18 protein-coding genes are annotated in these 20165 nt (G+C 67.0%); 9 read left to right on the plus strand and 9 right to left on the minus strand.

Features of this window, described 5'->3' with window-relative positions; genetic code table 11:
* Positions 1 to 25: 25 nt before the first annotated feature.
* The 5 genes from ACFQGD_RS01310 to ACFQGD_RS01330 form a co-directional block, all read right to left on the minus strand.
* Complete coding sequence (locus tag ACFQGD_RS01310; protein WP_345403543.1) at positions 26 to 2419, minus strand: oxidoreductase; 2394 nt, start codon at positions 2417 to 2419, stop codon at positions 26 to 28.
* Positions 2420 to 2535: 116 nt separating this feature from the next.
* Positions 2536 to 3300, minus strand: a complete 765-nt coding sequence (locus ACFQGD_RS01315) for an amino acid ABC transporter ATP-binding protein (RefSeq protein WP_345403546.1) — start codon at positions 3298 to 3300, stop codon at positions 2536 to 2538.
* Entirely contained in the window at positions 3300 to 4142 is an 843-nt protein-coding gene (locus tag ACFQGD_RS01320) for an amino acid ABC transporter permease (protein ID WP_345403549.1), read from the minus strand. The genes ACFQGD_RS01315 and ACFQGD_RS01320 overlap by 1 nt, the downstream gene beginning before the upstream one ends.
* Positions 4143 to 4148: 6 nt before the next feature.
* Positions 4149 to 5006, minus strand: coding sequence for a transporter substrate-binding domain-containing protein (locus ACFQGD_RS01325; RefSeq protein ID WP_345403553.1), 858 nt, complete (start codon positions 5004 to 5006; stop codon positions 4149 to 4151).
* Between the two features lie 229 nt (positions 5007 to 5235).
* Positions 5236 to 6663 (minus strand): M20/M25/M40 family metallo-hydrolase, encoded by a 1428-nt coding sequence (locus ACFQGD_RS01330; RefSeq protein ID WP_345403759.1) that lies wholly within the window; start codon positions 6661 to 6663, stop codon positions 5236 to 5238.
* A gap of 455 nt (positions 6664 to 7118) precedes the next feature.
* Here ACFQGD_RS01330 and pdhA point away from each other — a divergent pair, with 455 nt between their 5' ends.
* The 4 genes from pdhA to ACFQGD_RS01350 all read left to right on the plus strand — a co-directional run bounded on the left by pdhA (position 7119) and on the right by ACFQGD_RS01350 (position 11415).
* Positions 7119 to 8345 carry a pyruvate dehydrogenase (acetyl-transferring) E1 component subunit alpha gene (gene pdhA / locus ACFQGD_RS01335; protein WP_345403556.1) on the plus strand — a complete coding sequence of 409 codons (1227 nt, stop codon included), beginning with the start codon at positions 7119 to 7121 and terminating at the stop codon, positions 8343 to 8345.
* Positions 8345 to 9391, plus strand: a complete 1047-nt coding sequence (locus ACFQGD_RS01340) for an alpha-ketoacid dehydrogenase subunit beta (RefSeq protein ID WP_345403560.1) — start codon at positions 8345 to 8347, stop codon at positions 9389 to 9391. Before pdhA ends, ACFQGD_RS01340 begins: the two co-directional genes overlap by 1 nt.
* 15 nt (positions 9392 to 9406) lie before the next feature.
* The gene (locus tag ACFQGD_RS01345; RefSeq protein WP_345403563.1) at positions 9407 to 10798 is read left to right on the plus strand and encodes a dihydrolipoamide acetyltransferase family protein; all 1392 of its coding nucleotides are present in this window, start codon (positions 9407 to 9409) and stop codon (positions 10796 to 10798) included.
* Positions 10799 to 10923: 125 nt separating this feature from the next.
* Positions 10924 to 11415 carry an FxsA family protein gene (locus tag ACFQGD_RS01350; RefSeq protein ID WP_345403566.1) on the plus strand — a complete coding sequence of 164 codons (492 nt, stop codon included), beginning with the start codon at positions 10924 to 10926 and terminating at the stop codon, positions 11413 to 11415.
* Between the two features lie 9 nt (positions 11416 to 11424).
* Here ACFQGD_RS01350 and ACFQGD_RS01355 read toward each other — a convergent pair whose 3' ends face one another.
* Both ACFQGD_RS01355 and ACFQGD_RS01360 read right to left on the minus strand, forming a co-directional pair.
* Positions 11425 to 12033 (minus strand): SCP2 sterol-binding domain-containing protein, encoded by a 609-nt coding sequence (locus ACFQGD_RS01355; RefSeq protein WP_345403762.1) that lies wholly within the window; start codon positions 12031 to 12033, stop codon positions 11425 to 11427.
* 54 nt (positions 12034 to 12087) lie between these two features.
* Positions 12088 to 12747, minus strand: coding sequence for an SCP2 sterol-binding domain-containing protein (locus ACFQGD_RS01360; RefSeq protein WP_345403569.1), 660 nt, complete (start codon positions 12745 to 12747; stop codon positions 12088 to 12090).
* A gap of 170 nt (positions 12748 to 12917) precedes the next feature.
* On the opposite strand from ACFQGD_RS01360, the gene ACFQGD_RS01365 reads away from it, so the two are divergent.
* Positions 12918 to 13574, plus strand: a complete 657-nt coding sequence (locus tag ACFQGD_RS01365) for a TetR/AcrR family transcriptional regulator (RefSeq protein WP_345403572.1) — start codon at positions 12918 to 12920, stop codon at positions 13572 to 13574.
* A gap of 117 nt (positions 13575 to 13691) precedes the next feature.
* On the opposite strand, the gene ACFQGD_RS01370 is transcribed toward ACFQGD_RS01365, so the two are convergent.
* Positions 13692 to 14552 carry a MaoC/PaaZ C-terminal domain-containing protein gene (locus ACFQGD_RS01370; RefSeq protein ID WP_345403575.1) on the minus strand — a complete coding sequence of 287 codons (861 nt, stop codon included), beginning with the start codon at positions 14550 to 14552 and terminating at the stop codon, positions 13692 to 13694.
* 3 nt (positions 14553 to 14555) lie between these two features.
* Entirely contained in the window at positions 14556 to 15914 is a 1359-nt protein-coding gene (locus tag ACFQGD_RS01375) for a 3-oxoacyl-ACP reductase (protein ID WP_345403578.1), read from the minus strand.
* Between the two features lie 337 nt (positions 15915 to 16251).
* Here ACFQGD_RS01375 and ACFQGD_RS01380 point away from each other — a divergent pair, with 337 nt between their 5' ends.
* The 4 genes from ACFQGD_RS01380 (at position 16252) to ACFQGD_RS01395 (ending at position 20165) form a co-directional block, all read left to right on the plus strand.
* Positions 16252 to 17565, plus strand: coding sequence for an acetyl-CoA C-acetyltransferase (locus ACFQGD_RS01380; protein WP_345403581.1), 1314 nt, complete (start codon positions 16252 to 16254; stop codon positions 17563 to 17565).
* 315 nt (positions 17566 to 17880) lie between these two features.
* The gene (locus ACFQGD_RS01385; protein WP_345403584.1) at positions 17881 to 18330 is read left to right on the plus strand and encodes a DUF4282 domain-containing protein; all 450 of its coding nucleotides are present in this window, start codon (positions 17881 to 17883) and stop codon (positions 18328 to 18330) included.
* 93 nt (positions 18331 to 18423) lie between these two features.
* Positions 18424 to 19305: an ABC transporter ATP-binding protein gene (locus ACFQGD_RS01390; RefSeq protein ID WP_345403586.1), complete on the plus strand. Its 882-nt coding sequence runs from the start codon at positions 18424 to 18426 to the stop codon at positions 19303 to 19305.
* Positions 19302 to 20165 carry a hypothetical protein gene (locus ACFQGD_RS01395; RefSeq protein WP_345403589.1) on the plus strand — a complete coding sequence of 288 codons (864 nt, stop codon included), beginning with the start codon at positions 19302 to 19304 and terminating at the stop codon, positions 20163 to 20165. The genes ACFQGD_RS01390 and ACFQGD_RS01395 overlap by 4 nt, the downstream gene beginning before the upstream one ends.

Genomic DNA, 20165 nt, shown 5'->3' on the forward strand with positions numbered 1-20165 from the left:
CGCCGAGGCGACGTCGTAGTGGCCACTATTGCCGCCTGAGGGTCCTGGTCAGGCCAGCGGCGACGGTGGTGGCCAAGATCCAACCCGTCGCGGTGAACCCGGTGGCGACCCACTTGTCGACGCCACCGGTGTGCCACCTGCCCTTGTTACCGAAGTCCACGATCGGCACCAGCAGGTCGACGGTGTAGAGCACGGGATTCCACTCCAGCCCGGTGTCGTCGGCGTTGACGAGACATCTCGGGCCGCTCACCGTGTAGCGCGGGTCGTGCACGCAGGGATCGGGCAGCAGCCCGAACCACAGGCTGCCAGCCACCAGGAGCAGCATCAGCCAACCGAGCGCCCGGATCGGCCGGTAGCCGTAGCCGACGACGGCGCGCTGGAGCCAGCTCCATAGCCACACGCCAGGCCCCATCGGGCCCGCGCCTTTGCGCAACGCGTCGTAGCGGTACTGCTGCTTGCGCATCAGCACAAGCGAGGCGTGCTCCTCGTTGCCGCTGGCGCGCAGCATGGCGGCGAGCTGATCGTATGGGCCAGGCCGGTAGCGGCGCATCGCGTGGCGCAGCAGCGCGATCCGCTTCTGAACATGGTCGTCGCGCTCGAGGTCGATCGGTGTGTGCAACGCGTCGTAGCGAAACTCCTCCAACTCGAGTCCCCCGCTCGCCCGCCACAGCGCCTCGTTGTCGTCCAGCGTCGCGCAGTGCGCTCTGCGCAGGATCACCGAGCCAACCGGCGGCTGATGCGGGGTGAGTACGAACTCATCCGCCACGACGTCGCTGGCATCAAGCGCGACACCGCGCACAAGGCCGCGGCCGTCGATTCCGGTCGCGCCTGAGCGCCGAGTCTCGGGCACGGAGTGCAGCTCGGCGCCAGCGAAGCTGATCCTGCGGCCCACCTTCGCGCCGTCAAGCGTGACACCTCCCGCTGCCGTGAACGGTTTCGCGCCGTGGGCGGTGCAGACCAGGTCCCTGCCGACCGAGGCCGCCCGCAGGTCGACCGAGTAGCTCCTGGTGGTGCGCATCGTCGGTGAGGTCAGCTCAGCCCCGAACAGCTCGATGGACCCGCCGACCTGAAGGCCCTGGAGCTGTACCGTGCCGTCGATGGCGGTGTCGGAGAGCTGGACGTTGCCGGACACGTGGGAGCGGCGTGCGGAGAAGACATCCCTGCCCGCGTGCGAGAACGTGGCGTAGCGGGCGAGCAGGTTGCCGCCCACGGTGATGTCGGCCAGCCGCAGCTGTCCTTCCGTTACCAGCCGCGTCGCTTGGATGTCGCCGCTGATCTCGGTGCCGTCGATGTGGATCGCCCTGTCGTACTGCGGCACCTGCTGCTCACGGCGTCGCACCGCGATCTCGGCGTTGGCGAGCCGCAGCGAGCCGCCGATCACCGCGTTGATCATGCGCACGGTGCCATCGGAGCGGAAGCCGTCGCCGCAGATCAGGTTGCCGTCGAGCCGCATCCTGTCCGCGACAAGCGACGGCCACGGGTCGATCGATGGGTCCCCGGTGTGCATGGCATCGCGCCATTCCTCGATCGCGACGTCGCCGCCGGGATTGACGATCAGCCGCGCGCCCCGCATGACCAGATCGCCGTCGATGTGGGCGCTCTGCACCGACACCATGCCCCGCGCGGAGAACCGCTGCTGGGTGTTGCCGATGCCGCGTTTGCCGTTCTCCGTCTCGCACAGCATGCTGCCACCGATGTGCGCACCCATCGCGTTGAGCGCGAGCCCGCGCGGGTTGTGCAGCCTAGCGCCGGAGAGGTTCACGTTGCCGCCGGTACGCAGGCCGGGCAGTCGAACCTCGCCGTTGGTGTGCAGCCGGTAGGCGAGTAGCGCGCCGGACACCGAGAGCCGATCGGCCTGAATCGCCTTGCCCTCGCGGTAGTCGATACTGCTCTTGCTCAGTACGACCGAGCCCTCGACGACGGCGTCGGTGAGCACAACGGCGGCGTTCGGCATGCCCGGCTCCTTGCGGGAACCGAGCGCGAGGCTCGTCTGCGGCTCGCCGGTCGTGGCCGGTGTCAGCTCGACCTGGCTGCGCAGCAACCGGACGTCGTTCTTGCACTCCAGGTTGCGTGCCTTCAGCCCAGGCAGCCAGCAGCTGAGAAACGCCAGTCCGAGCAGCCTGGACTCGCGGACATCCGGTTGCTGCTCGAAACGGCAGTTCTCGAACCGCAGCAGGAAGTCGAGATCGGCCCCTCGTAGGTCGAGCACACCCGTGATGTAGCTGTCCTTGACGTGAAACGTCGGCGAGTTCGTCGCCGCGGCGCGCCTGCGCCACAGGCCACCCGACTCCGGCTCGACGAGCTGTTTGACCAGTTCGGCCGCTTTGACCTCGTACCGAAGGTCGGGACCGACCTTGGCGTCGAAGGTCTCGGCGGCCTGCTGGCCGTCGTCGGGCTGGGCGATGTTCTCCCCAGGCATCAACGCGCCCCCTCGTTATGCGTGTGGCGATCCCCATTCCCGCTTCCCCAGCCAATCGTCTTGCGAGTATGCGGCGCAATCCGCTACTGGTGTGCCGCTATGGCAAACGCCGTCCCCTACGGCGAGGCCGCTTCCTCGACGTGGGTCGGGTTGAGCACCCGGTGCAGGAACGACTTGGTCCGCTCGTGCCGTGGGCTGCCGATCACCTGGGCAGGTGGTCCCTGCTCAACGACGACGCCCTCGTCCATGAACAACACGGTGTCCGCTACTTCCCGCGCGAACTGCATCTCGTGCGTGACGACGAGCATCGTCATGCCCTCGTCGGCCAGCTGGCGCATCACGGTGAGCACGTCGCCGACAAGCTCGGGGTCGAGTGCCGACGTCGGCTCGTCGAACAGCATCACGTCAGGGTCCATCGACAACGCGCGCGCGATCGCGACACGCTGCTGCTGGCCACCGGAGAGCTGCGCGGGGTACTGCTCGGCCTTCTCCGCGACGCCCACCTTCTCCAGGTTGCGCATGCCGACCTTGGCGGCCTCCGCCTTGGAGCGCTTCAGCACCCGCCGCTGGGCGATCGTCACGTTGTCAAGCACGGACATGTGTCCGAACAGGTTGAACTGCTGGAACACCATGCCGAGCTTGCGGCGGGCGGCGTCGATGTCGACGTCGATGTCCGTCAGCTCGGTGCCGCTGACGAACACCTGTCCCGCCGTCGGTTGTTCGAGCAGGTTCACGCAGCGCAGCAGCGTCGACTTGCCTGACCCCGACGGTCCGATGATGCAGATCACCTGGCCCTGCTCGACGGTGACGTCGATGCCCTTGAGCACCTCGAGGTCACCGAACGACTTGTGCAGCCCGGTGACCTGGACGGCATGGGTCATCACACCCGCCCCCTCTTCTGCTTCGCTTCCAGCTTGCGGACGAGGTAGCCGAGCGGCACCGTCAGGCACAGGTAGAGCAGGCCCGCCACGATCAGCGGCGTCGAGTTCCCGGTTCGCGTAGACAGCGACTCGCCGAACTTGAACAATTCGTAGCCGGACAGCGTGAAGCCGATGACGAACACCAGCGAGGAATCCTTGAACAGCAGGATCAGCTCGTTCGTCAGCGGCGGGATCACGATCCGGATCGCCTGCGGAACGATGACAGTGAACATCGCCCTGCCCTGCGACATGCCCAGCGACCGGGCCGCCTCCGTCTGCCCCTTCGGGACCGCCTCGATGCCAGCCCGGAACGTCTCGGCGAGGTAGGCCGCGCTGACAAGGCCGAGCGCGAGCGCGACGGTGCCATAGGGGTCGTACGGCATCTCGTAGTCCTGGAACGCGATCGGCACGCCGAAGCCGAGGATCATGAAAACCACGATCGCGGGCAGACCGCGGAAGATCTCGATGTAGGCGAGTGCGATCGCCCGGTACGGCAGGACGTCCGACAGCCGCATCAGCGCGACGACGAGGCCGAGGAAGAATCCGAGTATGTAGCCGGACAGCGTGTAGATGATGGTGTTCTTCAGCCCGACGGCGAGGATGTCGGGGAAGGCCTTCCGCGCCTCGTCGAGATTGAAGAACGCGTGCTGAATGGCGGCCCAGTCAGCGACGAACGCGAGCGTGACGATGACGACGAGGAACACCGCGTACTGGATCGCCAGGCTGATTTTTTTGCGTTTACGTGGGCTGAGGCGGGCCCGCGGTGCGGGTCCCGCCTCAGTGACGGTCGTGTCGGTCGTCATTGGTGATTAGGAGCCACTCTCGGTACCCGTCGGCGTCTTCTCGGGTGCCTCACCGATCCACTTCTCGTAGGACTCGGCCCAGCTGCCATCCTCGAACGCCTGCTTGAGCGACTCGTTGAGCTGGTCGAGTAGCTCGGTGTTGCCCTTCTTCACCGCGTAGCCGTACTGGTCACCGGTGTCGACCTTGTCGACGACCTCCCAGTCCGCCGCGATGTCTTCCTTGTTCTTCAGCCAGTCGAGCACGGTCGGCAGGTCCTGCAGCACGACGTCGACCTTGCCCGCCTGCATCGCCTGCACCTGCAACCCCGCGTGGCGGAAGACCTGTGGCTTGAAGCCCTCGGACGTCGCGTAGTCGAGGCTGGTCGTGTCAGCCTGCACCCCGAGCGTGAGGTTCTGCGACTCGACGTCGTCGAGGCCCGTGACATCCGAGCCCTGCTTCGCCACGACGGCGAGGGTCTCGTCGAAGTACGGCACGCTGAAGCCGAGGTTCTCCTTGCGCTCCTCGGTGATCGTCATGCCGGCCGCCGCGATGTCGCACTTGCCCGCGTTGAGCGCGGCGCCGTTCTTGATCTGCGCGAAGTCGACGTCGATGATCTCCTGCTCGACGCCGAGGTCCTGAGCGACGATGTCGATCATGTCGACGTCGAATCCGACGATCTCGCCGCTGTCATCCTGTTCCTGGAACGGCGGGTAGGGCAGGCTGGTGCATGTGGTCAGCGTGCCGTCGTTGACCAGCTCGACGCCGCTGCCGTTGCCTTCCGCCGTGTCGCCACTGTCATCACCGCCGCCACACGCTGCCGTCGTGAGTGCGAGCGCAGCCGCGGGAAGTAGGGCAAGCCTTGTGAGCTTGGATCGACGTGCCACGATGTCTCTCCGTCTCTGGTGGTATCCGATCGAGTGATCGCATCCTGCCACCTGTCTCAGCTGGCGAGAAGCCCAGGGTCGTGCTTGAAGCACGCGACGACCCACTTCGTAACCTTGACGTGACCCGTTAGCAGCCGTTCGGGCGCGCAGGACTGTGAGGCATTGTGGTCGTTCAAACAGCCACAACGACTCACGTTCCATGAGCGCCGAGATTTCTGGAGCCCGGCACCTACGCGCGGGCGTGTGCGTCAAGCAGATGCGCCACCGCGGCCGTCACGCGCTGGGCGTGCGGGATGTGCAGCCACTCGTCAGGGACGTGGGCGTTGGAGTCCGGGCCGAGCGCGCCGGTGACCAGGAACTGCGCGTCCGGGTACTTCTCGCCGAGCAGCCCCATGAACGGGATCGACCCGCCGAGGCCTGCCCCGCGCCACGGCGCGTCGAAGATGTCCTTGCTCACCGCGTTCAGCCCCCGCTTCAGCCAGGGCGCGAGGTCGGGGGCGTTCCAGCCGTTCGCGTGTTCCATGTCGGTCAGTTCGACCTTCGCGTTGTACGGGACGTCGGTGGTCAGCGCCCGCTCGATGGCCGCGACGGCCTCCGCCGCGTCCGCCGTCGGCGGCAGCCGGAAGCTCAGCGCCAGCGTCGTCGACGTCCTGAGCACGTTGCCCGCGTTCTCCGGCGTGGGCATGCCGTCCGCACCGATCACCGACATCGTCGGCCGCCAGCTCGTGTTCAGCAGCAGCTCCACCTCGTCGTCGGACATCGGCCGCACGCCAGGGGCGAGCGGGAAGCTGTCACGTACCGAGCCAGGAGCGGACGCCACGGTCTCCTCCGCCTCGCGACACCGGTTCTCGGGGATCGACACCGACAGCTCAGGCAGCAGGATCGAGCCGGTGTCGGCGTCCTCGATGCGGTCGAGCAGCGTGCGCAGCACCCGGAACGAGCTGGGCACCGCGCCGCTGGCCATGCCGGAGTGCTGCGCCGTCTCCAGCACGGTGACCGTCACGCACACTTGCGCCAGTCCGCGCAGGCTTGTGGTCAGCCACAGTCGTTCGTAGTCGTTGCCGCCGGAGTCGAGGCAGACGACGAACGTGACGTCGCCAAGTCGCCGCTCAAGGTGTTCCAGGTAGGCGGGCAGGTCGGGGCTGCCGGACTCCTCGCCGGTCTCCAGCAGCACGATCGCGCGGGCGTGCTCACCACCGTTCTCCCGCACCGCCTCGATCGCCGCGGTCGCCGCGTATCCCGCGTAGCCGTCGTCGACCGCGCCCCTGCCGTAGAGCCGGTCGCCGCGCTGAACCGGCTGCCACGGGCCAAGGCCGTCGGCCCACCCACCGAGCGGCGGCTGCTTGTCGAGGTGGCCGTAGAGCAGCACGGTTCCGTTGTCCACGCCGCCCCGCGTTGACGGCACGTCGAGCAGCAGCACGGGGGAGCGACCAGGCAACTGGACGACGTCGATCTCGGCGCCGGGGATCTCTCTTTCCGCGAGCCAGGACTTGACGTGCTCGATGGCTCTGGCGAGCGCGCCGGTCCGCTCCCAGTCCGGGTCGAATCCCGGTGACAGCGCTGGAATTTCGATCAGCCCGCTGAGGCTCGGCAGGATGTCGTCCTGCCATGTCCGGTTTACCGTCGAGGTCACTGCTGCTGCGTCCACGGCGGAGATGATGCCACCGCTCGTCCGGCTGGACGACACCCATCTAACGTGTGGCGGAGATCACACTCAAAGCCGATTGGCGAAGCCGGACGGCGGAACTGGCCTCGGGCGCGGTGGCTACGGGCCACGCGAGAGTGGCACGAGAAGTCGTGGGCGGGCGCGGCCTGAACAGCGACTACTCACCCCGAGCGACCGCTCGGACACTAATCGTTCCTAACCCCGACTCTCGGCGGCCCCATGTTCGGAAGACCAAGCAGTTTGCCCAGCTCAGCCGCCATATTCAGACAACGAATCGGAATCTGGGGCTGACATCCGGCGCGGTGCTCGTGCCAGGATATGAAGCAGAACACCGTCAACGCCGACGGCGGCCGGAACCTTCCCCACCGGAAGCACCCGGCACCGTCGGCAGTAGTCGTCGCACTCGCCACAAGTGGGAGCGAGACAAGAGACCGAGGAGACAGCACATGTCGTCCCCAGAACAGTGGGCGCAACCCGATCAAGGTGCGGACGCGGCCGCGACAGCGGGTCAACCATCCGCGGAACAAGTGATCGCCGGATTGCGCGCGACAACGGAAGGCGGGGCTGACCTGATTCAGCTGCTCACCCCGGAAGGTGAGCGAGTAGAGTCCCCGATCTTCGATCCCTACGTCGCCGACGTCGACGATGCTTCCTTGCGCGAGCTGTATCGCGACATGGTCATCGTCCGCAGGGCGGACCGGGAAGCCAACGCGATGCAGCGGCAGGGTCAGCTCGGCATCTGGGTGCCGTTGCTCGGCCAAGAAGCCGCGCAAATCGGCTCCGGCAGGGCGATGCGCCCCAAGGACATGGCGTTCCCGAGCTATCGCGAGCACGGTGTCGGCTACGCCCGCGGGGTCGACTTCAAGGAACTACTCGGCATCTTCCGGTGCTCCGACCAGGGCCAGTGGGACTTCGCCAAACACCGCTTCCACCCGTACACCATCGTCATCGGCAACCAGGTGCTCAACGCGTGCGGCTACGCGATGGGCCAGAAGTTCGAGGGCAAGGTCGGCAACCAGGAGTCAGATGGCGGCGACAACGAGGCCACCATCTGTTACTTCGGTGACGGCGCCACCAGCCAGGGCGACGTCCACGAGGGGTTCGTCTGGGCCGCCGTCTACGACGCGCCGCTGGTGTTCTTCTGCCAGAACAACCAGTGGGCGATCTCCGAGCCGACCGAGCGCCAGTCGCGGCTGCCGCTGTACCAGCGCGCCAGGGGTTACGGCTTCCCCGGCATGCGGGTCGACGGCAACGACGTCCTCGGCTGTCTCGCCGTCACCCGGTGGGCACTGGACACCTGCCGCAAGGGCAACGGGCCGGTGCTGATCGAAGCGTTCACCTACCGCATGGACGCTCACACCACCACGGACGACCCCACGCGCTACCGGCTCTCCGACGAGCTGGAGGCCTGGAAGCTCAAGGACCCGATCGAGCGGGTACGGGTGCACCTGACCCGCAACGGCGGCGCGGACGCCGACTTCTTCGCCGAGGTCGACAACGCCGCCGACGAGTTCGCCGCTGAGTTGCGCGACTTCTGCTTCAACATGCCCGACCCGCCACCGGAACGGATCTTCAGCAACGTCTACGCCGAGCCATCTCCGGTGGTCGAGGCGCAGCGCGAGGAGTTCCTGTCCTATCTGGACGGTTTCGCGACCGCGGGAGGTGAGCGGTGATGGCGGCACCAGCGAAGTCGGCCAACTCGGCGACGGTCAACCACCCGGAAGCGCCGTCCTCGGTGCAGAACCTGACCATCGGCAAGGCGCTCAACCTTGGCCTGCGCAAGGCCATGGAGGACGACGACAAGGTCCTCATCCTCGGTGAGGACGTCGGCAAGCTCGGCGGCGTCTTCCGCATCACAGACGGGCTGCAGAAGGACTTCGGCGAGCAGCGTGTGCTGGACACCCCGCTCGCGGAGTCCGGCATCGTCGGCACGGCGATCGGGCTCGCGGTGCGCGGGTTCCGGCCGGTGTGCGAGATCCAGTTCGAGGGCTTCATCTTCCCCGGCTTCGACCAGATCAACAGCCAGCTCGCCAAGCTGCATTACCGCACGCAGGGCGAAGTCAAGGTGCCGGTCGTCATCCGTGTGCCTTACGGCGGCGGGATCGGCGCTGTCGAGCACCACTCGGAGTCACCGGAATCGCTGTTCGCGCACCTCGCGGGCCTGAAGGTCGTGTCGTGCGCGAACCCGGTCGACGCCTACTGGATGATCCAGCAGGCGATCTCCTCAGACGACCCGATCCTGTTCTTCGAGCCGAAGAAGCTCTACCACTCCGGCGCGCTCAAGGCGCCAGTCGACACGGCCGCGACTCCGGACCCGCTGCACAAATCCCGCGTGGTCAAGCAGGGCACCGCGGCGACGTTGGTCGGCTACGGCCCGTCGATCAAGGTGTGCCTCGACGCGGCGACCGCCGCGTCCGGCGAAGGCACCGAACTTGAGGTCATCGACCTGCGTTCGCTGTCGCCGCTCGACCTCGCGCCGGTTTTCGAGTCGGTGCGCCGCACCGGACGTCTCATCGCCGTGAGCGAAGCGCCATCGGAGTCATCGATCACCTCGGAGATCGTCGCGCGGGTGCAGCAAGAGTGCTTCTACTCGCTTGAAGCGCCGGTGCTGCGGGTGACCGGTTTCGACACGCCGTACCCGCCTGCCAAGCTGGAGGAGCACTACCTGCCGGACCTGGACCGGGTGCTCCATGCCGTCGACCGCACACTTGACTGGTGAGGGGGGCACTGATTCATGCCTGAGTACAAGCAGTTTCCCCTTGCCGACACGGCGGAAGGCCTCACCGAAGCCGAGATCCTGAACTGGCAGGTCCAGCCGGGTGACGAGGTCACGGTGAACCAGATCGTGGTCGAGGTCGAGACGGCGAAGGCCGCCGTCGAGCTGCCGATCCCGTGGTCCGGTGTGATCACCGAACTGCACGTCGAGCCGGGCCAGGTGGTCGAGGTCGGCACGCCGATCCTGACTATGGACGTCGATCCGCACGGCGAGGGCGGCGGCGAGGTGCCGCGGCAGGCTGCCGCCGAGGTGAATGGCTCGGCTCCCGCTGCCGCTGAAGCCCCCGCGCAGCAGGAGACCGCGGAGGAGGAGATGAAGCCGTTGGTCGGCTACGGCTCCAAACCGACGGTCACCAAGCGTCGTCCGCGCAAGGACACGCCGCAGCGCACCGAGGCACCTGCCCCTGCCGCGCGGGCGTCCGCTCCCACCGCTGTGTCGGCCCCGCCCGGCGAGTCGGCACCCGCGACGTCGGACTACGTGCCGCTGGCCAAGCCGCCGGTACGCAAGCTCGCCAAGGACCTCGGCATCGACCTGCGCACGGTGATCGGCCACGGCAGTGGTGGCGTCATCACAAGGGAAGACGTCGAACGCGCCGCGAACGGCTCGGCGCCGGCTGCCGAGCAGCCTGCCGCGCCGTCGGGTGCGCGGGAACGTGGTGAGCGCAGGGTACCGATCAAGGGCGTCCGGCGGATGACCGCCGAGGCGATGGTCTCCTCGGCGTTCACCGCCCCGCACGTCACGGAGTTCCTCACCATCGACGTCACGCCGATGATGGAGTTGCGGGAGGAGCTGAAGAAGCACCCGGACTTCGCGGGGGTGAAGCTGACGCCGCTGGTCTTCGCCGCCAAGGCGATGTGTATGGCGGCCAAGCGCACGCCGGAGGTCAATGCTCGCTGGGACGGTGACGCTGGCGAGATCGTCTACCACGACTACGTCCATCTCGGCGTCGCCGCCGCGACTCCGCGTGGACTTGTCGTGCCGAAGGTCCGGGATGCCGACGAGATGTCGCTGGTTGAGCTGGCCAAGGCGATCGACGAGCTGACCGCGACCGCGCGGGAAGGCAAGACGCCACCGGAGGACATGCTGCGCGGGACGATCACGATCTCCAACGTTGGCGTGTTCGGCGCCGACACCGGCACACCGATCATCAACCCCGGTGAGTCGGCGATCCTCGCGTTCGGTGCGATCAGGGACATGCCATGGGTGGTGGACGGCGAGATCGTGCCACGCAAGGTGTGCCAACTCTCGCTGAGCTTCGACCACCGCCTTGTCGACGGCCAGCAGGGCTCGCAGTACATCGCCGACGTCGGCGCGCTGCTGGCCAACCCGGCCATGGCGATCACGTACTGACCCGGTTGCGCGGTGAATGACGCTTTCCCAGCACCCAACGCGGCGAAAGCGTCATTCACCGCATCGGAGCGGACGCCGCTCGACGCCTGGGAACGAAACCTCCCCTCGCGTACGTTGAAGGGGATATGGGCGTAGTACTGCTGCTCTACCTGATCGTTGAGGTCGTCGCCATATGGGCGGTGGCCTCGGTCGTCGGCGCGCTATGGACGATTCTTCTGTTGCTCGCGGGCGCGATCGTCGGCTCGTGGCTGGCGCGTCGCGAGGGCGGCAAGGCGATGCGCGCGGTCATGGCCGCCGCACAGGCCGGACGCTCCGGCCACCAGGAGATCACCGACGGCATGCTGGTCGCGCTGGGCGGCGTGCTGATCTTCCTGCCCGGTTTCGTCACCGACGTCCTCGGTGTGCTCGCCATGGTGCCGCCGACCCGCACGGCGCTGCGTCGGGCCTGGTTGCGGCGGCTGGAACGCACCGCTGGCAATGTGCGATACGGGCGCAGGGTGGTCGTCGTCGACGGTCAGGTCGTCGAGGATAAGGCATACGACACGAGCTACGGCGGGGCACGAGAACGGCGCGAGGACGACGGCGACGACGGCCCGCCGCGCGTCATCGAGGGCTGATCTCCCGCGTCACGCCACCGGCTTCGGGATGTCGAAGTAGCTGGTCAGCATCGCGGCGACGGAGTAGTCGCCCTTGATCTTGACCTTGCCGGTGACGAACATCGACGCGAACGCGGCGTTGCCGGTCGCCATGAGAATGAAGTCGTATACGGACAGCGTCACGGTCGTGTCCGGAACTCTGTCGAGATCTTTCGCCGCCGCGAAATCACCATCCTCGATGATCGTCTGGTAACGATCGTAACCGTCCTCGCCATCGCCATTCGTGAATCGCCACGAAACGACGATACTCACATCTCGAACTTTCTCATGAATGAGCTGTTGCGACATCCGGCGGAATATTTCGTCGAGAAAGAACGGGCGCAGTATTTCATCGTCGGCGAGCGCCTTGAGTTGTTCCTTGCTCGCCCGGGACACCAGCCGGACGAGCGAGTCGGTACTGAGCGTGTTCAGGTGAACGCCCGCGCCCGCTTCACCAAGCATGTGCAGGGTTTTCAGCAGTTGCGTGAACTGCTCGGGGCGCAGCTTGCTGAGGTCGAGCGCCTGGGCGAGCGTGTTGAGCTCGTCGCCGTTCGACGTCGGATCGTCCGCGAGGCGCCGCGCGAGGTAGCGCTGGCGGATGCGGTGGAACCACGCCTTTGGCGTCCGTTTCTTAGGCACGTTAGTGATGGTACTTCACGCCCTCGGTGAAGGGAGATCGAAATACCTGATCAAACCCGCGGCGAATCCGAGATCACCTTTCACGTTCAGTTTTCCGGTGACGAATAACACAGCCGGAGTCGTTTGCCGAGTGATGAGCCGGAGAAAGTCAACCGGTGACACTGTGATCGTCGATCGCGGGGTGTCGTCGGTAACACCGGGGTACACACTGCAGTCGCCATCCGCGAAGTGGCACTCGTACCGGTCATAGCCGCCGTCTCCGCTGCCGCCGGTGAGCCGCCATCGAACGACCGCCCGGAGTTGTCCGACACGGTCCCCGCGCGCGTGTCGCCCCATCCTGCGGAACGCCTCGTCGAGTAGGACGCCGCGTAGGTCTGGAGCGGCGAACACGGCGTCGAGTTGCGCGCGGGACGACGTCGCGATGAGTGTGGCGAAGGTGGCTGACTCGACGTCGCCGAGGCTGAGGGACGGCACGGCCGCGCTGATCTCTCGGAGCGCGTCGAGTAGCCTGCGCACGCCGGACTTGTCCAGTTGGGTGGGGTCGATGGCGCGGACGATGGCGTCCACGCCGATGTCGGCGTGCTTGAACTCGGTGGGCTCGATGGTCTCCAGCGTCTCGATGAGGCGGTGGCCACGTAACGCCGGGAGCGCGTCGATGCTCGTGTTGTCCGGCATCGCTCCTCCTGGTCGGTGGTGGCCCTACCTGCTGCGATCGGACCTACTTGGCAGTAAACCTACCGGCGAGTAGATTACGGGACAACGTGGTGTGAAGGATCTAATGTTGGCGGTTGGCGTCGGCGTGGACCGATTCAGTACCCTCACGCGGCGATAGGGAGGTGTCCACAGTGCCGGAGAAGACGAAACGAGCGCGGCGGCTGCCCCGCGAGGTGCGCGAGCGCCAGATCCTCGACGCCGCGGTCGAGGTGTTCTCCGCCAACGGCTACCACGCCGCGTCGATGGACGATGTCGCCGAGGTCGCCGGGGTGTCGAAGCCGATGGTCTACACCTACCTCGGCTCCAAGGAGGACCTGTTCGCCAAGTGCATCCGGCGGGAGGCGAAACGGCTGCTCGACGCCGTCGCCGCCGGGGTGGATGCCGATATGACGCCCGACATGCAGCTCTGGAGCGGGCTGCGGTCGTTCTTCTCGTTCGTTGGTGACAACCGCAGTTCATGGCTGGTGCTGCATCGGCAGGCGCTGTCGGTCGGCGGCTCGTTCGCCGAGGAGATCTCGCAGATGCGGGCGCGCTCGATTGAGCTGGTCGCCGCCGTCGTTGTCGCGACGGGCACCAAGCAAGGCATCGGCGAGCAGGCGGAGAAGTCGGCCGAGGGGTTGGCCGCCGCGCTGGTCGGCGCGGCGGAGTCGCTGGCCGTCTGGTGGTTGGACCACCCCGACGTCAGCGATGGTCTGCTCGCCTCGTGGCTGATGAACCTGGTCTGGCTCGGCTTCGGCGACCTCGTCAAGGGCGAGGTCTGGACGCCGAACTTCCCCGCGACGACGTAGCGTCCGCGGCCGTGCGGCCCCACGTGAGCGCTACGCGCCCGGTGTGACAACAAACGCGTCTGAAATGTCCGCTTCCGTTGACACACCGGGCGCGCGGCGCCGATCTGCACGGCCCGCTCAGACCCGCCGGATGACGCCTTCCAGGTACGGCTTCGGCTTGCGGGCGTCCCACAGCTCGAAGGCGTAGCCCTCCGCCGTCGTCCAGCTGGTGAACCCTGCCTTCGCGGGCAGCAACACCGGCAGCTTGAACGTCACGTCGATCTCGTAGGCGTCCGGCAGCTTGCCCTCGAACGCCGCGAGCGCGTGTGCCTTGGTCCACATGCCGTGTGCGATGGCGCGCGGGAAGCCGAGCAGCTTCGCGGTGGTGTTGTAGAGGTGGATCGGGTTGTGGTCCCCGGACACCTCGGCGTAGCGCCTGCCGATGTCGTTCGGGATCCGCCACATCGCGCGCGCTGTCGGCTGCGCGAGTTTCTCCTTTGTGGACTTGCCGCCGCCGGATCCGCCGCCGCGTTTGAGATATGTCGACACGTCGACCCAGACCGGCTCGTCCTCACCCGCGGGGATGACCTCGCTGATGACGTCGAACTGCTTGCCCTTCTCGTGGTCCCGCAGGTTCTCCACGTGCACCCGCAGCGTGAACGAGTCCGCGAGCGTGATCGGCCGCCGCTGCGTGATCCTGTTCGACAGGTGCACCAGGCCCATCAGCGGGAACGGGAACGACGGGTCCGACATCAGCTTGACCTGCAACGGAAACGCCAAGATGTGCGGATACGTCGCGGGCAGCGCGTCGGTCAGCCGGAACCCGCACACCTCGTTGTACTTCGCGAGGTGATCCGGGTCCACGACGACGTCCTTGCGCACCAGCACCGTGTCAGGCAGGTCCTTCCGCCGCGACGCGACGCCGGGCAGCATGCCCATCACGGCCCTGCCGAACAGCGGTCCGAGCTTCGGTGACGAGTCGAGTTCAACGACGCTCATGCCTCACGCCCCGATCAGTGCCTGGCCGCAGACGCGGACGACGTTGCCGTTGACGCCTGCCGACGCCGGGTTGGCGTACCACGCGATGGTCTCGGCGACGTCGACCGGTAGCCCACCTTGAGCGAGGCTGGACAGCCGCCGCGCTGGTTCGCGGATGGTTGCCGGGATCTTCGCCGTCATCTGCGTCTCGATGAAGCCTGGCGCGACCGCGTTGAAAGTGTGGCCCTTCTCCGCGACGGCGGGCGCGGTGCTGTCGACCATGCCGATGACACCCGCCTTGCTGGTGCCGTAGTTGGTCTGGCCGAGGTTGCCCGCGATGCCAGCCACCGACGACACCCCGATGAACCGCGCGTTCTCACCGAGCACGGACGACGCCAGCAGCGTGTCGTTCACGGCGAGCTGCGAGAGCAGGTTCACCGACAGGACAGAGTCCCAGCGACCCTCGTCCATGTTGGCCAGCTTCTTGTCGCGGGTGATGCCCGCGTTGTGGACGACGATGTCGAGATTGCCGTGCCGCTCGGTGAAGTAGTCGACCAGCTTCGTGCCCGCGTCGGAGGCGGTGATGTCGAGCTGAAGCGCCGAGCCGCCGATCTTGTTCGCCACCTGCGAGAGATCTGCGCCCTGCGCCGGAATGTCGAGGACGACGACGTGCGCACCGTCGCGAGCAAGTACCTCTGCGATCGACGCGCCGATGCCGCGTGACGCGCCGGTGACAAGCGCGACCTTGCCGTCGAGCGGCTTCTCCCAGTTCGTCGGTGCGGTGATGCTCGCGCTGCCTGCGCCCGCCGTGCCGACCCGAATGACCTGGCCGTCCACGAACGCCGACTTCGCCGACAGTAGGAACCGCAAGGTGGACTCGGTAGCGCCCTCGCTGCCCGGGGCGACGTAGACGAGCTGCGACGTCGCTCCCTTGGTCAACTCCTTGCCGACCGAACGGGTGAAACCCTCCAGCGCGCGCTGCGCGACCTGCTCCTTGCCGCTGGTCAGCTCGGGCGGGGTGCCGAGCACGACCACGCGGCCGCAGTAGCCGACTTGGCGCATCACCGGGTGGAAGAAGTCGTACAGCTCGCGCAGCCGCGCGGGGTCGGTGATGCCGGTGGCGTCGAAGACGAGCGCGCCGTACTTAACGCCGTCCGATGACAACCCTGCCTCCTTGCGGACGTCGATCCCAGCGCTGTTCAGCTGCTCGCCGACGGTCTTCTCCAGCCGTCCGCCCTTGGCCGCGCCGAGCAGAGCGGGGCCGTCGAGCGGGGCCTGGCCTGGTTCGTAGCGGCGCAGCGGAGTCGGCTGCGGCAGACCGAGCTTGGGCGCGAGGAACTTGCCTACGGATGAATTGGTGAACTGCGTGTACCTGTCGGCCATACCTGCCTCCTTAGTGAGGTCATGCCATGTTGGTCATGCCAAGCCGTGTTCCGTGGTGGGCTACCCCGCGACGACCCAGACCGCACGTGTGCGGACGTGTGTCAGCGCACAGCCTAACCTACTTGCGAGTAGGTTAGTATCTACAGCAAGGACAGTGCCAGACACGTGCAGATACTGGGTCGTTCGTCACGGTAGGCCCATCTGAGGGCCGTGACGACCGGACGCCGTCAGGGAGCACCAAAGAGCTGGTGCCGCCCGTCGCCGAATGCGAGACACTGGCGATGCGCAGGCGGGCAGGTAGCAGCTTCCATCCCCGCACGAAAGCAGGAGGATTCACATGGCCACACCGAAGAAGGCAGCCGGAAGCGCGGGCGGCCGCAAGTCGGTCCGCAAGGTGGCGATCATCGGCGCCAACCGCATCCCGTTCGCGCGCTCCAATGGCCCCTACGCCAAGGCGTCCAACCAGGACATGCTCACCGCGGCGCTCGACGGCCTCGTCAGCCGGTTCGGCCTGCAGGGCGAGCGCATCGGCGAGGTCGCCGCGGGCGCTGTGCTGAAGCACTCACGGGACTTCAACCTCGCCCGCGAGGCCGTGCTCGGCAGCAAACTCGCGGCGGAGACGCCCTCGTCCGACGTGCAGATGGCGTGCGGCACCGGGCTGCAAGCCGTCGTCAACGTCGCCAACAAGATCGCGCTCGGCCAGATCGACTCCGCCATCGCTGGTGGCGTCGACACCACCAGCGACGCGCCGCTCGCCGTCAACGACGACCTGCGCAAGATCCTCGTCCAGCTCAACGCGGCTAAGAGTGCCGGCGACCGGGTGAAGCTGCTCGGCAAGATCCGGCCGGGCCACATCGTGCCGGAGATCCCGCAGAACGCCGAGCCACGCACCGGGCTGTCCATGGGCGAGCACGCCGCGTTGACCGCTAAGGCCTGGGACATCAGCCGCGAGGCGCAAGACGAACTAGCGGTCGCCAGCCACCGCAACCTCGCCGCCGCCTACGAGCGCGGGTTCTTCGACGACCTGATGACGCCGTTCCTCAAGCTCACCAAGGACCAGAACCTGCGCGGCGACTCCACCGTCGAGAAGCTGGCTAAGCTCAAGCCGGTGTTCGGCGGGCCAGAAGGCACCATGACGGCGGCCAACTCGACGCCGCTGTCCGATGGCGCGTCCGTCGTGCTGCTCGGCACGGCGGAGTGGGCGCGCAAGCACAACCTGCCGGTGCTGGCGTACCTGACCTACAGTCAGACCGCCGCCGTCGACTACGTGCACGGTGACGAGGGCCTGCTCATGGCGCCGACCTACGCGGTGCCCCGCCTGCTGGATCAGGCGGGCCTCGGCCTCGGCGACTTCGACTACTACGAGATCCACGAGGCGTTCGCCTCGCAGGTGCTCGCGACGTTGAAGGCGTGGGAGGACCCGGCGTTCGCCAAGGAGAAGCTCGGCCTCGACGCGCCGCTCGGCTCGATCGACCGCTCGAAGCTCAACGTCAACGGCTCGTCGCTGGCCGCTGGCCACCCGTTCGCCGCGACCGGCGGGCGCATCGTGGCCACGCTGGCGAAGCTGCTGAACGAAAAGGGCTCCGGCAAGGGCTTGATCTCCATCTGCGCCGCCGGCGGCCAAGGCATCACGGCGATTTTGGAGAAGTAGCCGGTGCGGCCATCACCTCAGCTCGCGCGTTTGAGGTGATGGCCGTCTGCCGTTCTATGGGCATTTCTAGTGCCGCGACTAGAGAGATGTAGAGATCGCTACGGTGTCGGTAGGGCGCTGGCAGCGGGATGCCGCGCTCGGCCGGCACCGAGGCGTTGCTGCGCGCGCGGCAGCTCGCGTACGCCGTTCGTGCGACGGCATTACTGCCACCTGGCGCTTCGCCGGGCACAACGGCCAGCGGCGGGTTATGGTCGCGGCGATCCGAAGCCGACGACGGTCCGTGTCGTCCGCGCTGGTGCGCTGGGAGGAGAAGCCATGGGGATCTTCGACGTCTCGTTCAGCAAGTTCATCACGCCCGCCGTGGTCAAGTTCGTCTACATCATCCTCATGGTGCTGCTGGGCCTGGGGTATCTCTTCGCGGTGATCGGCGGCTTCTCCGCTGACGTCGTGACTGGGCTGATCGCGCTCATTCTCGGGCCCGTTGTCGTCTTCCTCTACCTGCTGCTCATCAGGGTCTCGCTCGAAGCGCTGGTCGCCGTCGTCCGCACCGCGGAGAACACGACCGAGTTGCTGCGTATCCAAGGCGGAGGCGGCGCGGCGATGGCTGGCCCGCCACAGCAGCCGTACGGCGGTCCGCCACCTGGTCAGTCGCCGTACGGTGGGCAGCAGCCTGGCCCACACACCGGTCCGCAGCCGCAGCAACCACCGTACGGCCAGCAGCCTCCGCCGCAGACGCCACCGCCAGGGTTCTACCCGAACCAGTAGTGGCGGGGCGCCGGGTCGTTCCGACGTGTTGACCTTCTTCCCGGCTTCGCGAAAGCGCCACATCGCCGCCCGGTGTCTGGTTAGAATCGCGCGGTGTTGAGCGCCCGCGAGTTGACAAAGGTGTACAACGGCACACCAGTCGTCTACAACGTCTCGTTCGATCTCCAACCAGGCACGGTCACCGCTTTTCTCGGGCCGAACGGTGCGGGGAAGAGCACGACGCTGCGCATGCTCACCGGTTTGACCCGACCGACCCATGGTCAGTCGTGGTTCGCCGGTAGGCATTACACGGCATGGCCGAACCCGGCGCACGTCGCTGGCGTACTGCTGGACGCGTCGGCCACGCATCCCGGCCGTACCGGCAGGTCCCACCTGCGCAACACCGCGATCCTCGCTGGCGTACCGACCAGCCGGGTCGACGAGGTCCTCAATGAGGTTGGCCTCGCGGACGCGGGCGGGAAAAAGATCGGCAAGTACAGCCTCGGCATGCGGCAGCGGCTGGGCCTTGCGCAGGCCCTGTTGACGCGACCACCCGTGCTGATCCTCGATGAGCCGATCAACGGCCTCGACCCGGAGGGCATCCGCTCGATCCGCACCCTGCTTCGTAATCACGCCGCGGCGGGCGGAACGGTGTTGCTTTCTAGCCACGTCCTGTCCGAGGTCGATCAGACGGCCGACCGGGTGCTGATGATCGGCAATGGGCAGATCGTGGCGGACGGTCCGCTGCGAGAGCTGGTTTCCTCACAGCAGTCGGTCGCACGGGGGCCGGACTCAGCGCGGTTGGCGCAGGTCTTGCGAGATGCGGGGATCGGGGTGCAGCCGACACCGGACGGCGCGGTGTTCGCCAACGCCACTCCCGAGCGGGTTTCCGACGTCGCGTTCAAGGCAGGCGTGCAGATCCACAACATCACCGAGTACCAGCAGAGCCTCGAGGAGATCTTCTTCCGGCTGGCGGGAGGGCAGCAGCGGCGATGAACGGAAACCAGCCACCCCATGGTGCGATGGCGCAGGCCCCCGCGATGGGTGCGCCACAGATGTACCAGCAGCCGATGCCGCCAGGTGGCCAGCCTCCGGTGCGGCAGCTGGCGTGGCAGCATCTTGCCGAGCGGCGCGCGTCATTCCTGACCCAAGTGCGGGTCGAGTTCCGCAAGCTGGCCGGAACGATCAGCGACCGCATCCTGCTGATCATCGGGCCAGTGGTGTTGATCGGGCTCTCGGTGTGGGTGACATCCATCGGTGAGCGGTTGGAGTCGGCGTCGGATCAGCTCGCCCCCGCCGTGTGGTTACTTCGCGTCGCCGCGATCGTGCTGCACGCTGTCCTGATCAAACTGATCGCGGGTGAGTGGCAGCACCGCAGCGCGCAACCAACACTGCTGGTGCAGCCCTCGCGGGCTCGTTACTTTCTCGCGCAGGCCGTGGTCGTACTGACAGTGTGGTTGTTTTGTGCCGCCGCGCAGATCGCGGTCACGTTCATCGTCACGCCGATGGCGACCGAACCGACGTTGGGCTATCTGCTCGATTACCGGCCAGGATGGGTCATCGGCGTGCTCCTGCTCGGGTCGCTGTCCGCTGTCATGACCGCGTTGATCGTGTCGATGTTGATCCCGAATGCCGCGGGTGCGCTCGCGGTGTACGTCGGCGTCGTTCCCGTCCTTACGATCGTTTCCGGCGTGTTGCCTGAGGTGTTCATCTGGATCGACCCACTCGCCCCTGCCATGACGCTCGCGGGGTTGTCTCCGGTCGACAATCCCGCGCCCGCGTTCACATCGCTCGGGTTGTGGCTAGGACTGCTCGCGTTGTCCGGGTGGCTGGTGTCGCGGCGGGACCTGGCCTGA

The sequence above is a fragment of the Haloechinothrix salitolerans genome, from assembly GCF_042662605.1.
Classification (GTDB): domain Bacteria; phylum Actinomycetota; class Actinomycetes; order Mycobacteriales; family Pseudonocardiaceae; genus Haloechinothrix_A; species Haloechinothrix_A salitolerans.

Excerpts from the sequence above, each read along its gene's own strand:
- ACFQGD_RS01315 (WP_345403546.1), bottom strand. The coding sequence starts at position 3,300 with ATGACCCATGCCGTCCAGGTCACCGGGCTGCACAAGTCGTTCGGTGAC.
- ACFQGD_RS01340 (WP_345403560.1), top strand. The coding sequence starts at position 8,345 with ATGGCGGCACCAGCGAAGTCGGCCAACTCGGCGACGGTCAACCACCCG.
- ACFQGD_RS01320 (WP_345403549.1), bottom strand. The coding sequence starts at position 4,142 with ATGACGACCGACACGACCGTCACTGAGGCGGGACCCGCACCGCGGGCC.
- ACFQGD_RS01375 (WP_345403578.1), bottom strand. The coding sequence starts at position 15,914 with ATGGCCGACAGGTACACGCAGTTCACCAATTCATCCGTAGGCAAGTTC.
- ACFQGD_RS01385 (WP_345403584.1), top strand. The coding sequence starts at position 17,881 with ATGGGGATCTTCGACGTCTCGTTCAGCAAGTTCATCACGCCCGCCGTG.
- ACFQGD_RS01345 (WP_345403563.1), top strand. The coding sequence starts at position 9,407 with ATGCCTGAGTACAAGCAGTTTCCCCTTGCCGACACGGCGGAAGGCCTC.
- ACFQGD_RS01380 (WP_345403581.1), top strand. The coding sequence starts at position 16,252 with ATGGCCACACCGAAGAAGGCAGCCGGAAGCGCGGGCGGCCGCAAGTCG.
- pdhA (WP_345403556.1), top strand. The coding sequence starts at position 7,119 with ATGTCGTCCCCAGAACAGTGGGCGCAACCCGATCAAGGTGCGGACGCG.
- ACFQGD_RS01360 (WP_345403569.1), bottom strand. The coding sequence starts at position 12,747 with ATGCCGGACAACACGAGCATCGACGCGCTCCCGGCGTTACGTGGCCAC.
- ACFQGD_RS01310 (WP_345403543.1), bottom strand. The coding sequence starts at position 2,419 with ATGCCTGGGGAGAACATCGCCCAGCCCGACGACGGCCAGCAGGCCGCC.
- ACFQGD_RS01350 (WP_345403566.1), top strand. The coding sequence starts at position 10,924 with ATGGGCGTAGTACTGCTGCTCTACCTGATCGTTGAGGTCGTCGCCATA.
- ACFQGD_RS01395 (WP_345403589.1), top strand. The coding sequence starts at position 19,302 with ATGAACGGAAACCAGCCACCCCATGGTGCGATGGCGCAGGCCCCCGCG.
- ACFQGD_RS01370 (WP_345403575.1), bottom strand. The coding sequence starts at position 14,552 with ATGAGCGTCGTTGAACTCGACTCGTCACCGAAGCTCGGACCGCTGTTC.